We start from the raw sequence: 14,963 nt of genomic DNA, 5'->3' as shown, positions 1-14,963 counted from the left end.
AGGGGCGCGGGGAACTGCGCGACCAGCCACGTCCGGCCCGCAGCCAAAATACGACCCTCCCTGCGGGGCGCCCTGCGAAGGGCGCCCCGCAGGAGCGCTCAGCCGGACGCTCAGCCGAAGGCAAGCCCGGCCGCAACCCGCGCACACCCCCAAGCCACCGTCACCCCCGCCCCACCATGCCCATAGTTGTGCACCAACACCCCACCCCCACCCCGAACTTCCCGCTCAAGCCGCACCACCGGCCGCGACGGCCGCAACCCGACCCGATGACCCAACACCCGCGCCCGCGCCACCGCGGGCCGAAACCGCGCACACCGCTCCACAATCTGCGCGGCCACCGCCGGATCAGGCGTCAGCGACCACTCGTCCTCTTCGGTCGTCCCACCCAGAACCAACCGGTCGGGCTGCGGAAACAGATAGGTGGTCGTCCCGGCGACGGCATCCGTCGAGACGAGCCAGCTACGCACACCGGGGTTCTCCACGATCACGAGCTGCCCCCGCACGGGCCGAACCGCAGGATCCGAAACGAGCTCCCGGGCGCCCAGCCCCGTGCAGTTGACGACCACCGGCGCCGCCGCCTCCGCCTCGGCGAGATCCGTCACGGTACGCACCTCGACCGTCCCGCCCGCCCGCAGGAACCGCTCGCGCAGCCACCGCAGCTGCACCGGCATGTCGATCAACGGCAGCCGGGCCCACAGCCCGGTTCCCGCGTACTCCTCGGGCGTCGACGCCCGAAGCCCCGGCAGCCGAGCGGCGGCCCACGGCCCCTGCTCGTCCAGCCGCGCCCCACCCAGTACGCCCTCGACCATGCGTACGCCCGTCTCGTCGGGCCGCGCCGCCAACTCCTCGTACACGGAAAGTGACTCCAGGGCCCAAGCGCGGGCGAGTTCAAGGGGCTCGACGCTGTAAGGCCACCACAGCGCGCCCGCAACCGCCGAGGTGGTTCCCTCGGCGGGCTCCCGCGTCCAGACCCGCACCCGCCTGCCGCTCTCGGCCAGAACGACGGCCGTCGTCAGCCCTATGACCCCGCTGCCGACCACTATCACGTCACCGCTTCGATCCCTCGTCACGCGGGGACGGTAGCGGAATGTGTCATGCCGTGCTCAGACAGCGCTCACTCTGGGGATACTCACAGCATGTCTGCCGAGTACGCGACCTTCGGCCTGGCACCGGCGATGCGTGCCGGTGGAGTCCTTGCCAACGGTGACTACCAAGCGCACCGGGATTTCCTCGACTTCATCGTCGACGGCCGCCCGCTGCTGTACCAGCTCTCCGACCTCGACGCCGTGTCCCCCCTCGCCTCCGACGTACCGCCCGCGATCTTCACCGCACAGGTACGCAGTCTCCTCCTGGAAGCCGACGCCCCGCTGGAGGGCGGCCGGTACGTCATCTACGGCTGCCCCGAGTGCGAGGACCTCGGGTGCGGCGCCGTGACCGCCGCGATCGAACGGCACGGCGACGACTACGTATGGCGCGACTTCGCCTGGCAGACCGACGAGCACGCGGATCTGGAGCGGAACGGCTATCACGGCATCGGCCCGTTCCTCTTCCAGGGCGAGGAGTACCGCGCCGCCCTGGGCTCGCTGCTCACCGGCACCGCGGGCGAGCGCCGCAGGGTCCTGCTCATCGGCGCCAGGGCCGCCGTCCTGGCCAAACTCGCCGCCGCCCTGCGCATCATCGGCATCGGTGCCGAGACCGCCCAGGACGCCACCGCCATCTCCGCCGACGAACTGCGCACGTACGGGGCCGTCGCCTTCGGCCGCGCGGTCACCGAGCAGGAACGTGCCGCCGTACGGCAGTCCTTCGAGCACGCGGGCGTCGATGTCGCGTACGTCGAGGGCCTGGCCCCGATCGTCCCGCTCCTGGTCGCCCAGATAGAGAACGCCCTTGACCGCAGCCCCCAGGAACAGCGCCGTCTGACCCGGCTGGTCGCCGCCGACGGCGAGGCGGGCGTCGAGGTCACCTCCACCTGCCGGGTCCAGCTGACGGCCTACCGCCTCGACCGCCTCTACCGCACGCACATGTACGAGGTCTTCGACGGCGTCCTGGAAGCGGGCCGCCACCGGCTCGCCCTGGACACGAAGGCCACGAAGGGAGAGTCGTTCATCGTGGCCCGGACATCGGGAGGCGTGCTGGTGGAGGCGATGGTGCGCTGAGCTCCCGGGGCGCGCCGGGATCCTCCGACGGCCGTGCGCAGGGAGCCCGGCATCGGCGCGCCTGGAGCCCCCGACATCGGCGCGAGGGCGCCCGCGATGTCGCCGCGCCAGGACCGGGGCGACGGCGTACCGGCGCCGGAGCGTCGGCGTGCGCGAAAACCGAGGGCGGGCGCGCGTGGCCGGGCGATTAGGATCGCCCTCTGATGACTGCCACCCTCGTCGCCAAGAACCTCGCCGCCGGCCACGGCGACCGCTCGCTCTTCTCCGGGCTCGACCTCGTCGTCGCGCCCGGCGACGTGATCGGTCTCGTCGGTGCCAACGGAGCGGGCAAGTCCACCCTGCTGCGGATGCTCGCCGGGCTGCTCACACCCGAGGAGGGCGAGCTGCGGCTCTCCCCGCCGGCCGCGACCGTCGGCCATCTTCCGCAGGAGCCGGAGCGCAGGACAGGCGAGACCGTCCGGGACTTCCTGGCGCGCCGCACGGGCGTCACCGAGGCCCAGCGACTGATGGACGAGGCCACGCAGGCGCTCGTCGACGGGGCACCGGGCTCGGACGACGCGTACTCGACCAGCCTGGAGCGCTGGCTCGACCTCGGCGGCGCCGACCTCGACGAGCGGGCCGAGGAGGTCGCCGACTCGCTCGGCCTCGCCGTCGGCCTGGACCACCCGATGACAGCCCTCTCCGGCGGCCAGGCCGCCCGCGCCGGACTCGCCTCCCTCCTCCTGTCACGCTACGACGTGTTCCTGCTCGACGAGCCGACCAACGACCTCGACCTGGACGGCCTGGAGCGCCTCGAACGCTTCGTCTCCGGCCTGCGCGCGGGCACGGTCGTCGTCAGCCACGACCGCGAGTTCCTCACCCGCACGGTCACCAAGGTCCTCGAACTCGACCTCGTCCAGCAGCAGATCAAGCTGTACGGCGGCGGCTACGAGGCCTACCTGGAGGAGCGGGACGTCGCCCGCAGGCACGCCCGCGACGACTTCGAGGAGTACGCCGACAAGCGGACCGCGCTCGAAGGGCGGGCCCAGATGCAGCGCTCCTGGATGGACAAGGGCGTCAAGAACGCCCGGCGCAAGGCGAACAACGACAACGACAAGATCGGCCGCAAGTTCCGCAGCGAGGCCAGCGAGAAGCAGGCCGCGAAGGCCCGGCAGACCCAGCGCATGATCGAGCGGCTCGACGTGGTGGAGGAGCCGCGCAAGGAGTGGGAACTGCGGATGGAGATCGCGGCCGCCCCGCGGTCCGGCGCCGTGGTCGCCACCCTGCGGGACGCCGAGGTCCGGCGGGGCGACTTCAACTTCGGCCCGGCCACACTCCAGATCGACTGGGCGGACCGGGTCGCCGTCACCGGCGCGAACGGCGCGGGCAAGTCGACCCTGCTCGGAGCCCTGCTCGGCCGGGTGCCCCTGGACTCAGGCCACGCCACCCTCGGATCGGGCGTGATCGTCGGTGAGGTCGACCAGGCCCGCAAGCTGTTCCACGGTCCGGAGGCCCTGATCGACGCGTTCTCCGCGGCCGTCCCCGACACCGAGCCCGCCGAACTCCGCACCCTGCTGGCCAAGTTCGGTCTCAAGGCTGAGCACGTCCTGCGCCCGGCCGCCACGCTCTCCCCGGGCGAGCGCACCCGCTCCGCCCTCGCCCTCCTCCAGGGCCGAGGCGTCAACCTCCTCGTTCTGGACGAGCCGACGAACCACCTCGACCTGCCGGCCATCGAGCAACTGGAGTCGGCCCTCGACTCGTACGAGGGCACGCTGCTCCTGGTAACCCACGACCGCCGCATGCTGGACGCGGTCCACACGACCCGCCGCCTGGAGGTGGCGGCGGGCAAGGTGACGGAACGCTAGCGGGGGCCGCGCAGGCGCGCCCCGAAAGGGGCGCGGGGCCGTATCGATATGCGGCTCCGCCGCGTGGGCGCGCCCAGCCCCCACTCACCCGCAGTCGGAACTCAACGCTTCCCCTTCTTGGAATCACCGAGCCCGGCCCGCCGCAAGGCATCCGCCATCGCACTGTTGGCAGGCGGCGGGGCCTGCCGTGAACCCCCGCCCGAGCGCCCCTGCCCCTGCCGCTGCTGCCCCCGCTGCTGAGGCGGCCGCCCACCCCGCTGAGGCCGGTCCTGCCGCCCCTCGCCGGAGGCCACCGCCTCGTCGTCCAGCCGCAGCGTCAGCGAGATCCGCTTGCGCGGGATGTCGACCTCAAGCACCTTCACCTTGACGATGTCACCGGACTTCACCACGTCCCGCGGGTCCTTGACGAAGGTCTTGGACATCGCGGAGACGTGCACCAGACCGTCCTGGTGGACGCCGACGTCCACGAAGGCACCGAAGGCGGCGACGTTCGTCACGACACCTTCGAGGACCATCCCGGGGGCCAGGTCGGAGATCTTCTCCACGCCGTCCTTGAAGGTGGCCGTCTTGAAGGCGGGGCGAGGGTCGCGCCCCGGCTTCTCCAGCTCCTTCAGGATGTCGGTCACGGTCGGCAGACCGAACGTCTCGTCCACGAAGTCGTCCGGCCTCAGCGACCGCAGCACACTCGTGTTCCCGACCAGCGAGGCGACCTCGCTGCCCGCCGTCTTCACCATCCGCCGCACCACGGGATACGCCTCGGGGTGCACGCTCGACGCGTCCAGCGGGTCGTCACCGCCGCGGATCCGCAGGAAGCCCGCACACTGCTCGTACGCCTTGGGGCCGAGCCGAGCCACGCTCTTCAGCGCCGTACGCGAGGTGAAGGGGCCGTTCGAGTCGCGGTGCGCCACGATGTTCTCGGCGAGTCCGGAGGTGATGCCGGAGACCCGGGAGAGCAGCGGGGCCGAGGCCGTGTTCACGTCCACGCCCACGCCGTTCACACAGTCCTCCACGACCGCGTCGAGGGAGCGGGAGAGCTTCACCTCGGACAGGTCGTGCTGGTACTGGCCGACACCGATCGACTTCGGGTCGATCTTCACCAGCTCGGCGAGCGGGTCCTGCAGGCGGCGGGCGATGGAGACGGCGCCGCGCAGCGACACGTCCATGCCGGGCAGCTCCGCCGAGGCGAACGCCGACGCCGAGTACACGGACGCGCCCGCCTCGGACACCATCACCTTCGTGAGGTTCAACTCCGGGTGCTTGGCGATGAGTTCACCGGCGAGCTTGTCGGTCTCGCGGGACGCCGTGCCGTTGCCGATGGAGATCAGCTCGACCGCGTGCTCCTTGGAGAGGCGGGCGAGCTTGGCGATGGCCTCGTCCCACTTGTTCGCCGGGACGTGCGGGTGGATGACGTCCGTGGCGACGACCTTGCCGGTCGCGTCGACCACGGCCACCTTCACACCCGTACGGAAACCCGGGTCGAGGCCCAGCGTGGAGCGCGTGCCCGCCGGGGCGGCGAGCAGCAGGTCGCGGAGGTTCGCCGCGAAGACGTTGACCGCCTCGTCCTCGGCGGCCGTCCGCAACCGCATCCGCATGTCGATGCCGAGGTGCACGAGCAGCCGGGTGCGCCAAGCCCAACGGACCGTGTCCGTCAGCCACTTGTCGGCGGGGCGTCCGCGCTCGGCGATCCCGAAACGGTGGGCGACGATCCCCTCGTACGAGGACGGGCCGGGCTGTTCGGAGGGCTCCTCGGGCTCCAGGACGAGGTCCAGGACCTCCTCCTTCTCGCCGCGCAGCATGGCGAGGATCCGGTGCGAGGGCAGGTCGGTGAACGGCTCGGCGAAGTCGAAGTAGTCGGCGAACTTGGCGCCCGCCTCCTCCTTGCCGTCCTTCACCTTGGCGGCCAGCCGGCCCCGCACCCACATCCGCTCGCGCAGCTCGCCGATCAGGTCGGCGTCCTCCGAGAACCGCTCGGTGAGGATCGCACGGGCGCCGTCCAGGGCGGCCTGTGGGTCGGCGACGCCCTTGTCGGCGTCCACGAAGGCCGTGGCCGCGGCGATCGGGTCGACGGACGGGTCGCCGAGCAGCCCCTCGGCCAGCGGCTCCAGGCCCGCCTCACGGGCGATCTGCGCCTTCGTGCGCCGCTTCGGCTTGAACGGCAGGTAGATGTCCTCCAGGCGCGCCTTGGTCTCGGCGCCGCGGATCTGCGCCGCCAGCTCGTCGGTGAGCTTGCCCTGCTCGCGCACCGAGTCGAGGATCGCCGTGCGCCGCTCCTCCAGCTCCCGCAGATAGCGCAGCCGCTCCTCGAGCGTGCGCAACTGCGCGTCGTCGAGCATCTCGGTCGCTTCCTTGCGGTAGCGGGCGATGAAGGGCACCGTCGACCCGCCGTCGAGCAAGTCGACGGCGGCCTTGACCTGCCGCTCCCGTACGCCGAGTTCCTCGGCGATCCTGCCTTCGATGGACCCTACGAGGGGTGTCGTCACGATCCCGTACCGCCTTCTTGACTGGGGTTGCGCGGCAATTGTGGCAGGTGGCACCGACAACGGGGGATCAGGGCGGCGAACAGGGCCCCGGCGCGGCAACGGAACACGCGGGGAGCCGGACACGCCCGTGGCGTGTCCGGCTCCGGTGGCGGTCCGCGGTCAGGCCCTGCGGGCCCGCCCGCCGCGCCGCGTCGACTGGGAGGCGCCGCCGAACAGCCGGGCCAGGGCCCGGAACGGCAGTGTCACAACCGTGGCGATGGCCCCACCGATCTGTCGCAGCACGTCTGCGATGGCACGGAACACGTGATTCCCCTTTCCTCACCCGGCCGGTACGGCCGGGTGAGGACCGAGTACCTCGTCACGGCGTTCCGAATCCCGGCCGGGCGAGCGCCACCCGGAAGCCACGCGCGCGTGCCCCACGATGGGCCCTCCGCCGCGGCCCGCCGTGCTCAGCTCTTGCCGATCATGCCCTCCGGGAACGCCCCCGCGGCCATCGCCGCCATGAGCAGCCCCGTGGCCAGCTCGGTGAGGCGCTCGACGCCCGGGGCGCCCAAGTGCTCGTACGGAGCCGCGTCGAGGCGGTCCGTCCGCGCCTCGATCTCCTTGCGCAGGGCGACGCCCGCGTCCGTCAACTCGCCCTCGGCGTTCAGCAGTCCGCGCTCCCTGAGCCGGTCCACCGCCGCGTCCCAGTCCTCGCGGGCCCAGCCGCGCGTGGCGAGGACCCACCTCGGGGCCATCCCCTTGCCGGTCGCGGTGTGGCTCACCAGCGCCTCCAGGGGGTCGAGTGCCGCGTCGAGCAGCGCCGCGAGGTGCCCGTCGCCGCGGTGCTCGCGCAGCAGCGTGGCCGCGTGCCACAGCGCGAGGTGCGGCTCGTCGGGGACCGGCAGATCGGCGTGCGCGGCGTACAGGGGGCGGGCGGTACGGGTGCACGCCTCGGCCGCGCGCAGCGCGAGGTCCGCCGCCTCCGCGACCTCCTTGGACGAGAGCATCTCGTCCCCGAGCAGCCGGCGCAGCGTCGCGTCCACGGCACGCGCGCGTGCCGCGAGCACCACCTCCGGAGAGGCGGTCCGCCACACCTCGGGCACGTGCCGCGCGACCAGGTCGTGGCGGAAGTTGTAGAACGTCGCCGTCACCGTGCCCGCGCCCACCGGCCCCATGGCCGCGGCACGCACCGCGAAGTACGCGGCCCTGGGGTCCGTGACACCGACCCCGGCCAGCTGCTCCGCGAGATCGGGCGAGAAGTAGTGGGTCGAGTGCAGGGGATTGAGGACGTTGTGACATCGGCGTCCGGCACGCTCCGGCAGGGCTGTGGTCATGCCATGCACGTTACCGACTGGTTGGTACGTACGGAATGGCGGGGCGACGACCGGGTCGGTCGTCCAGCTCTCCACCCGGGCCCGATGGCAGGAAAGGTGGGATGTTCGTCATTGCGGCCATCCCGTCGCCCGCGAAGAATCGACCCCATGGCGTACCGAACCGTCCTCGTCGTGCTCTTCGACGGCGTCCAGAGCCTGGACGTCACGGGCCCCGTCGAGGTCTTCACCGGCGCGGGCACCCACACCGGCGAGCCCGGAGAGGCGTACCGCATCCGCACCGCCTCCCTGGACGGCGCTCCCGTACGCACCTCCAGCGGCCTGACCCTCGTCCCGGACCACGCCCTGGCCGAGGCTCCGGCGCCGCACACCCTGCTCGTTCCGGGAGGCCGGGGTACGCGCGGTCCCGATCCACGCGTGATCGACTGGCTGCGCGAGCACGGCCCGCGCGCCGACCGCCTGGTCTCCGTCTGCACCGGCGCGATCCTGCTCGCCGAGGCGGGCCTCCTGGACGGCCGCCGCGTGGCGACCCACTGGGCGTACTGCGACCGGCTCGCCCGCGACCACCCGGCCATCGAGGTCGACCCGGACCCCATCTACGTACGCGACGGCCATGTGGCCACCTCGGCCGGTGTCACCGCCGGGATCGACCTCGCCCTCGCGCTGGTCGAGGAGGACCTGGGCCGGGATGCCGCGCTCAGTGTCGCCCGGTACCTCGTCGTCTTCCTCCGGCGCCCGGGGAACCAGGCCCAGTTCAGCGCCCAGCTCTCCGCGCAGACGGCCTGCCGCGAACCGCTCCGCGAGGTCCAGCACTGGATCACCGAGCACCCCGGTGACGACCTGTGCGTCGAGTCGCTCGCGGCCCGCGCCCGCCTGTCGCCCCGCCACTTCGCCCGCGCCTTCCAGTCCGAGACGGGCATGACCCCCGGCCGCTACGTCGACACCGTCCGTCTCGAACACGCCCGCCGCCTCCTGGAGGACACCACGGACGGAGTGGAACGGATCGCCAGGGCAAGCGGCTACGGCACACCGGAGGCGATGCGCCGAGCCTTCATCAGAACCCTGGGCTCGGCTCCTGCGGAGTACCGCCGCCGTTTCCGACCGGCGCCGACCTCCTGATGCCGCGTTGGCCCACAACCGCCCCGTTCAGGGGCGCGGGGAACTGCGCGACCGGCCCACGACAACCCGCAGATCACCCACAAACGCCCGCCCCCCAACGGAAAGGCGCCCATGCAAATCGCCATCGTCCTCTTCGACCGCTTCACCGCCCTCGACGCAGTCGGCCCCTACGAAACCCTCGGCCGCCTCCCAGGCTCGGAAACGGTCTTCGTCGCCGAGCGATCGGGACCCATCCGCACGGACACCGGCAACCTGGCCATCACCGCCGACAAGACCCTCGCCGAGGTCCCGACACCGGACATCGTCGTGGTCCCCGGCGGCCCCGGCCAGACCCCGCAGATGGACAACGAGGTGCTCCTCGACTGGCTGCGCGCGGCGGACGCCACGAGCACCTGGACGACATCCGTGTGCACCGGCTCGCTGCTGCTCGCGGCGGCGGGGCTCCTGGAGGGCCGCCGCGCGACCTCCCACTGGCTGGCCCTCGACCACCTGAAGCACTTCGGCGCCGAGCCGACCGGAGAGCGGGTCGTGACCGACGGCAAGTACGTGACGGCGGCCGGGGTTTCGTCCGGCATCGACATGGGGCTCACACTGCTCGGCAGGATCGCGGGCGACGAACAGGCCCAGGCGGTACAGCTGTTGACGGAGTACGACCCGCAGCCGCCCTACGACGCGGGCTCACCGCAGAAGGCCCCGGCCCACCTCGTCGAGCGGTTCCGTTCGGACAGCCGGTTCAACGTGGCGTAGACGTAGACGTGGGCCCAGCCGCGGGCGTGGTCCAGGTGAAGTCGGGCCGTCGGCGCTCCAGGAAGGCGGCGACCCCCTCCGCGGTGTCGCCGCCGTCGCGCGCCTGCAGCGCCCAGTAGTCGTCCCGGTCCGTACGCCCGTCGGCGAACTCCTTCGCCGCGGCCTGCGTCAACTGCGAACGCGAGACGAGGATCCGGCTGAACTCCGCGACCCGCTTGCCGAGTTCGCCGCCCGGCAGGACTTCGTCCACCAGGCCGGTGCGCAGCGCACGCTCAGCGTCGACCAACTCACCCGAGAACAACAGGAACTTGGCGGTGGCGGGCCCCACGAGGGACACCAACCGCCGGGTGGAGGAGGCCGCGTAGACGATCCCCAGCTTCGCCGGAGTGATCCCGAACGACGCCTCCTCGTCCGCGAACCGCAGATCGCACGCCGCCGCGAGCTGACACCCACCGCCCACGCAGTAGCCGCGTACTGCGGCGAGCGTCGGCTTGGCGAAAGCGGCGAGCGCCTCCTCGGCACGTACGGCCAGTCCCTGCGCCTCGCCCGACGAACCCCGCAGCGAGGAGATGTCAGCCCCGGCACAGAACGTCCCGCCCTCACCCGTCAGCACGAGCACGCGTACGGCCCGGTCGGCGGCCAGTGTGTCGAGCAGGGGCGGCAGCGCCCGCCACATGTCCGCCGTCATGGCATTGCGCTTCGCCGGATGGTGGATGACGACGGTGGCGACCCCGTCGGCGACGCTGTGCAGCAGCTGCGACTCCATACGCCGGATGCTATCCGCCCTCGTCGAACGCACGATCAAGCAGACCTCGGGCTCGTGACGACCGGATGTGGCGCACGGCACGTCGAGGTCGCGTCCCGGTGCTAACCCGTACAACCCGAAGAGTTCCGGATTCGGCACAAGACGGACAGGGTCGGTCCCGCAGGTGACGGTGTCATGCATCGGTGATCAGGAATCGCCGATACTCGCTGACTTCTGTTCAGTTATCCGGTACGGACCAGCGCGTTACCAACACTCGACGTGTGGTGACAATCGAGCGCAAGGGCGGCGACCGGACGATGGACGACCAGGGGCGGGGGTCCGGCCCACGCCCTGAAGGCGGCGGGGAGATGCCTCCCGACGTCAGACCGCCGGGCCCGTTGCCGTACGAGGGGGTGTGGCGCTTCACCGCTCCCGCCGTCGACGCCTCGGTACCGCAGGCGCGGCACGCCGTCCGCGACCTGCTGGCCCGCCAGGGCGTACCCGTCTCGGACGAGCTGATCCAGGGGCTCCTGCTGATCGTCTCGGAGCTGGTCACCAACGCGGTCCGGCACGCGGCACTGCTCTCCCCGATGCTCGCCGTGGAGATCGCCGTCGGCGCCGAGTGGGTGCGCGTCTCGGTCGAGGACAACCACCCCTACCGCCCGACCGCCCTGGAGGCCGACCACGGCCAGACCGGCGGCCGCGGCCTCCTCCTGGTCCGCGAGGTCACAAGAGAAGCAGGCGGAGTCTGCGACGTGGAACACACGGCGACGGGGGGCAAGGTGATCTGGTCGGCGCTCCCGCTCACCCCCGCGCGAGCGCTCTGAGAGGGCACGGGGACGGTGTGCCGCGCCCCTTCAGGGGCGCGGGGCTGTGACCATGTGCGGCTCCGCCGCGTGGGCGCGACCAGCCACAACGGCCCCGCAACTCACAATCCCGCGGTCACCAACCCGCAGCAGCCCCGGTCAACTCCCGAATCGCCGGCCGAGCCGAATCCAGCACAGTCATGAACCACGCGGAGAACGGATCCGCCGCATGCCGCTCCACAAGCTCCCCCGCGGTCACGAACGCCGTGGACCCCACCTCCTCCGGATCCGGCCGCACAACGGACTGCACCATCCCCACGAACAGGTGATTGAACTCCTGCTCCACCAGCCCCGACTTCGGATCGGGGTGGTTGTACCGCACTGTCCCCGCCTCGGCGAGCAGCGACGGCGAGACCCCCAGCTCCTCGTACGTCCGCCGCGCGGCCGCCGCGAAGGGCGCCTCGCCGGGGTACGGGTGACCGCAGCACGTGTTGGACCAGACACCGGGGGAGTGGTACTTGCCGAGAGCCCGCTGCTGGAGCAGCAGCCGCCCCCGCTCGTCGAAGAGGAAGACGGAGAACGCCCGGTGCAGCTGCCCGGGCGGCTGATGGGCCGTGAGCTTCTCCGCCGTGCCGATCGTGGTGCCGTCCTCGTCGACCAGTTCGAGCAAGATGGCTTCGGCGGTGCCGTTCGACGAACTGTGCGTCGCGGTGGCAGGTGTGATCGGCATACCCATCCTTAGCATCGGTCTTCAAGCCCCAAGTCTGCCGTACGAAACCGGCACTCCCGGCATCACGCCGGGTCCCGCATGTCCGGTTCCGCCCCTCGGCGGAACCGGACACGGCGGCCGACGCCGGTCGGAGGCCGAAAGCGGCCGGATACCTGATCGTGCCCGCCCGTGGCTGGGGCGGAACCACCGGGACAGGCCCCGCGACCGCCTCGCCGGGCACCGGGGGACCGGGCCGGATTCCGTAGCCCGAAGTAGGTACACGGCGTTTCCCGACCGCGCCCCGCGCACGCGTGCCGTCTCCACCACCGCGCGTATCCCGGGCCACACCCTGGCGGGATCTCAGTGGCAGAGCCCCGCCTCGTGCTCCGCGTGCCCGCTCGGCTCCAGCTGGAAGGTGCAGTGCTCCACATCGAAGTGGTCGCCCAGACACGTCTGCAGTTCGTGCAGCATCTCCTCGTGGCCGGTGGCGTTCAGCGCCTCGGCGTTGACGACCACATGCACGGAGAGGACCGGCAGCCCCGAGGTGATCGTCCAGACGTGCAGATCGTGGACGCCCTCGACGCCCGGCAGCGCGAGGATGTGGGACCGCACCTCCGCCATGTCGACGTCCTCGGGCGCTGCCTCCAGAAGCACGTTCAGCGTCTCGCGCAGCAGCTTCCACGTGCGCGGCACGATCATGAGAGCGATGATGATCGAGGCGATCGGGTCGGCGGCCTGCCAGCCCGTGCTCAGGATCACGACTGCGGCGATCAGCACCGCCAGCGAGCCCAGGGCGTCCGCGAGAACCTCCAGGAACGCGCCGCGCACGTTCAGGCTCTCCTTCTGTCCCCGCATCAGCAGCGTGAGCGAGATGACGTTCGCGACCAGACCGACCAGGCCGAAGGCAATGGTCAGCCCGCCCTCCGTCTCGGCCGGCGTCACGAAGCGCTGGATCGCCTCGTACAGGACGTACCCGCCGACCCCGAGCAGCAGCAGACAGTTGGCGAGTGCGGCGAGGATCTCGGCGCGCGCGAAGCCGAAGGTGCGGCTCCCGCTCGCCGGGCGATTGGCGAAGTGGATCGCGAGCAGCGCCATGCCGAGCCCCAGCGCGTCCGTCGCCATGTGCGCCGCGTCCGCGACGAGCGCGAGTGAGTTCGCGACCATGCCGCCGATGATCTCGACCACCATGACGGTGAGTGTGATCGACAGCGCGACACGCAGCCTCCCGCGGTACGCGCCTGACGCCGTGCCCCCGCCGGCGGCGCCGTGCGCATGTCCGTGACTGTGACCGGCTCCCATGAAAACCACCCTCCGAAATCGCCCCGACGCCGTGTCGGCGACCCCCAGTGAACTACGGGCGGGGGGTATGTGCAACGCGGTACTGAACACCGTTGTCATATGCTCTGACCTGCGGAAACGACTCGCAGGTCAGAGCGGGGGTCGGATCGCCCGGCGGGTCATCCGCGGTGGTGCAGCCGCCAGCCCTCCCACGCCGACTCGACCATCTCGCGCACCCCGCGGCGCGCGGTCCACTCCAGCTTCTCGGCGGCCAGCGCGGCCGAGGCGACCGCGCGCGGGGCGTCGCCCGGCCTGCGCGGCTCGACGAGCGCCGGACGGCCGTCACCGGTGACCTCGCCGATGAGCGTCACGAGCTCGCGCACCGAAACCCCCTCGCCGCGGCCGATGTTGACGGTCAGGTCGCCCGTCTCGCTCCCGGCGCCCGCCGAGGTCAGCCGCCGGGCCGCCGCGAGATGTGCCTCGGCGAGGTCGGCGACGTGGATGTAGTCCCGCACGCACGTGCCGTCCGGCGTCGGATAGTCGTCGCCGAAGATCCGCGGGGCCTCGTCACGGGTGAGCCGGTCGAAGACCATCGGGACCACGTTGAAGACACCGGTGTCCGCCAGCTCGGGCGTGGCCGCGCCCGCCACGTTGAAGTAGCGCAGGCAGACCGTCGCGATGCCGTGCGCGCGGCCCGCCGCCCGGACCAGCCACTCACCGGCGAGCTTCGTCTCGCCGTAGGGGTTCACCGGGACGCAGGGGGTGTCCTCCGTGATGAGATCCACATCCGGGTTGCCGTAGACGGCAGCGGAGGAGGAGAAGAGGAAGCGCTCGACGCCCGCCCCGGCGACCGCCTCCAGGAGCGTGGCGAGGCCTCCGACGTTCTCCTGGTAGTAGCGCGTGGGCTGGGCCACCGATTCGCCGACCTGCTTGCGCGCGGCCAGGTGCACCACACCCGTCACCGCGTGCTCGGCGAGCACCCGCTTCAGCAGTTCCCCGTCCAGCGACGAGCCCTGGACCAGAGGAATGTCGTCGGGCAGCCGCGCGGGGACGCCGGCCGAGAGGTCGTCCAGCGCGATCACGCGCTCCCCGGCCCCGGCCATGGCACGCACCACGTGTGCCCCGATGTATCCAGCTCCGCCTGTGATCAGCCATGTCATGGACGCCAACCCTATGCCGGTCCCGCGCGGGCGGATCGGTGCGCGGGCATGAGGAGGGGCAAGCGACCACAAGAACCATGACGGGAGCTATGCCGTGAATTGCGGTGGAATCAGCCGTGGTTTGTGGGCCGGGGCCCGGATCCACGATGATGATCGCGGCGGACGCGGCACAGCAGACCCTGTTGATCGGGCCGTGAACGGCCGGTGAACGGTCCGTTCCCATCATCCGATAGCCTCTGCCGACACGCCGCCCGGCCGTTCCTGGCCTGGGGCGCCCCCCACCACGCACATGCCCGGCGTCGGCGTACGCCGGAACCCAGAGGAGTGAGTTCGTCTGTCGACCGCCATCCTCACCGGTCAGCCGGTCCCCGGGTCGTCGCTCGAGAACGATCTCCGGTCGCTCGGCTTCGACGTGCGGGTCGCCACTGACGCGGCCGACGCCGAGACACTCCTCGCCGCCGTCCCCGCGAACCAGCGGGTCGCCGTCGTCGACGCCCGCTTCGTGGGGCACGTCCACGCGCTGCGGCTCGGCCTGACCGACCCACGCTTCGACGCCGCAGCGATCCCCGGTGCCGTCACCGCCCGGCCCGCGGCACGTCCGGCGCT

Annotated in this window: 13 protein-coding genes and 1 pseudogene; 6 read left to right on the top strand and 8 right to left on the bottom strand. The window is 71.7% G+C overall.

Going from position 1 to position 14,963, the window contains the following annotated elements; translation table 11 throughout:
• Positions 1-110: 110 nt before the first annotated feature.
• Complete coding sequence (locus O3Q52_RS32755) at positions 111-1,070, bottom strand: FAD-dependent oxidoreductase (protein ID WP_269652300.1); 960 nt, start codon at positions 1,068-1,070, stop codon at positions 111-113.
• Between the two features lie 66 nt (positions 1,071-1,136).
• Between O3Q52_RS32755 and O3Q52_RS32750 the strand changes: the two genes are divergently transcribed.
• Positions 1,137-2,156, top strand: coding sequence for an oxidoreductase (locus tag O3Q52_RS32750; RefSeq protein ID WP_269652299.1), 1,020 nt, complete (start codon positions 1,137-1,139; stop codon positions 2,154-2,156).
• A 203-nt stretch (positions 2,157-2,359) separates the two neighbouring features.
• Complete coding sequence (locus O3Q52_RS32745) at positions 2,360-4,000, top strand: ABC-F family ATP-binding cassette domain-containing protein (protein WP_189839555.1); 1,641 nt, start codon at positions 2,360-2,362, stop codon at positions 3,998-4,000.
• A 101-nt stretch (positions 4,001-4,101) separates the two neighbouring features.
• Here the strand turns inward: O3Q52_RS32745 and O3Q52_RS32740 are convergent, their stop codons facing one another.
• The 3 genes from O3Q52_RS32740 to O3Q52_RS32730 all read right to left on the bottom strand — a co-directional run bounded on the left by O3Q52_RS32740 (position 4,102) and on the right by O3Q52_RS32730 (position 7,796).
• Positions 4,102-6,480: a Tex family protein gene (locus O3Q52_RS32740; RefSeq protein ID WP_269652298.1), complete on the bottom strand. Its 2,379-nt coding sequence runs from the start codon at positions 6,478-6,480 to the stop codon at positions 4,102-4,104.
• A gap of 159 nt (positions 6,481-6,639) precedes the next feature.
• Entirely contained in the window at positions 6,640-6,783 is a 144-nt protein-coding gene (locus tag O3Q52_RS32735; protein WP_186001070.1) for an LPFR motif small protein, read from the bottom strand.
• Positions 6,784-6,929: 146 nt separating this feature from the next.
• Positions 6,930-7,796 (bottom strand): hypothetical protein, encoded by an 867-nt coding sequence (locus tag O3Q52_RS32730; RefSeq protein WP_269652297.1) that lies wholly within the window; start codon positions 7,794-7,796, stop codon positions 6,930-6,932.
• 147 nt (positions 7,797-7,943) lie between these two features.
• On the opposite strand from O3Q52_RS32730, the gene O3Q52_RS32725 reads away from it, so the two are divergent.
• Positions 7,944-8,912, top strand: coding sequence for a GlxA family transcriptional regulator (locus tag O3Q52_RS32725; protein ID WP_269652296.1), 969 nt, complete (start codon positions 7,944-7,946; stop codon positions 8,910-8,912).
• Positions 8,913-9,023: 111 nt separating this feature from the next.
• The gene (locus O3Q52_RS32720) at positions 9,024-9,659 is read left to right on the top strand and encodes a DJ-1/PfpI family protein (protein WP_269652295.1); all 636 of its coding nucleotides are present in this window, start codon (positions 9,024-9,026) and stop codon (positions 9,657-9,659) included.
• On the opposite strand, the gene O3Q52_RS32715 is transcribed toward O3Q52_RS32720, so the two are convergent.
• Complete coding sequence (locus O3Q52_RS32715) at positions 9,646-10,425, bottom strand: enoyl-CoA hydratase/isomerase family protein (protein ID WP_269652294.1); 780 nt, start codon at positions 10,423-10,425, stop codon at positions 9,646-9,648. The two genes, O3Q52_RS32720 and O3Q52_RS32715, sit on opposite strands and share 14 nt — an antisense overlap.
• 296 nt (positions 10,426-10,721) lie before the next feature.
• On the opposite strand from O3Q52_RS32715, the gene O3Q52_RS32710 reads away from it, so the two are divergent.
• Positions 10,722-11,231, top strand: a complete 510-nt coding sequence (locus O3Q52_RS32710; protein ID WP_269652301.1) for an ATP-binding protein — start codon at positions 10,722-10,724, stop codon at positions 11,229-11,231.
• Positions 11,232-11,346: 115 nt separating this feature from the next.
• Here the strand turns inward: O3Q52_RS32710 and idi are convergent, their stop codons facing one another.
• The 3 genes from idi to galE all read right to left on the bottom strand — a co-directional run bounded on the left by idi (position 11,347) and on the right by galE (position 14,357).
• Positions 11,347-11,940: an isopentenyl-diphosphate Delta-isomerase gene (gene idi / locus O3Q52_RS32705; protein ID WP_189839548.1), complete on the bottom strand. Its 594-nt coding sequence runs from the start codon at positions 11,938-11,940 to the stop codon at positions 11,347-11,349.
• A gap of 339 nt (positions 11,941-12,279) precedes the next feature.
• The gene (locus O3Q52_RS32700) at positions 12,280-13,218 is read right to left on the bottom strand and encodes a cation diffusion facilitator family transporter (protein WP_269652293.1); all 939 of its coding nucleotides are present in this window, start codon (positions 13,216-13,218) and stop codon (positions 12,280-12,282) included.
• 158 nt (positions 13,219-13,376) lie between these two features.
• A complete protein-coding gene (gene galE, locus O3Q52_RS32695; RefSeq protein ID WP_269652292.1) occupies positions 13,377-14,357 on the bottom strand; it encodes a UDP-glucose 4-epimerase GalE in 981 nt (326 codons plus the stop codon).
• A gap of 334 nt (positions 14,358-14,691) precedes the next feature.
• Between galE and O3Q52_RS32690 the strand changes: the two are divergent.
• Positions 14,692-14,963, top strand: a pseudogene (locus tag O3Q52_RS32690) (CDP-alcohol phosphatidyltransferase family protein); the annotation flags it as partial.

It is taken from the genome of Streptomyces sp. ActVer, from assembly GCF_027270795.1.
Lineage (GTDB): Bacteria > Actinomycetota > Actinomycetes > Streptomycetales > Streptomycetaceae > Streptomyces > Streptomyces umbrinus_A.
Note: the sequence above shows the minus strand (reverse complement) of the source record. Positions and strands in the feature narration are given on the sequence as shown.

Coding starts and splice junctions, on each gene's coding strand:
- O3Q52_RS32750 (WP_269652299.1), top strand. CDS start 1,137: ATGTCTGCCGAGTACGCGACCTTCGGCCTGGCACCGGCGATGCGTGCC.
- O3Q52_RS32745 (WP_189839555.1), top strand. CDS start 2,360: ATGACTGCCACCCTCGTCGCCAAGAACCTCGCCGCCGGCCACGGCGAC.
- O3Q52_RS32730 (WP_269652297.1), bottom strand. CDS start 7,796: ATGACCACAGCCCTGCCGGAGCGTGCCGGACGCCGATGTCACAACGTC.
- O3Q52_RS32725 (WP_269652296.1), top strand. CDS start 7,944: ATGGCGTACCGAACCGTCCTCGTCGTGCTCTTCGACGGCGTCCAGAGC.
- O3Q52_RS32720 (WP_269652295.1), top strand. CDS start 9,024: ATGCAAATCGCCATCGTCCTCTTCGACCGCTTCACCGCCCTCGACGCA.
- O3Q52_RS32715 (WP_269652294.1), bottom strand. CDS start 10,425: ATGGAGTCGCAGCTGCTGCACAGCGTCGCCGACGGGGTCGCCACCGTC.
- O3Q52_RS32710 (WP_269652301.1), top strand. CDS start 10,722: ATGGACGACCAGGGGCGGGGGTCCGGCCCACGCCCTGAAGGCGGCGGG.
- idi (WP_189839548.1), bottom strand. CDS start 11,940: ATGCCGATCACACCTGCCACCGCGACGCACAGTTCGTCGAACGGCACC.
- O3Q52_RS32700 (WP_269652293.1), bottom strand. CDS start 13,218: ATGGGAGCCGGTCACAGTCACGGACATGCGCACGGCGCCGCCGGCGGG.
- galE (WP_269652292.1), bottom strand. CDS start 14,357: ATGACATGGCTGATCACAGGCGGAGCTGGATACATCGGGGCACACGTG.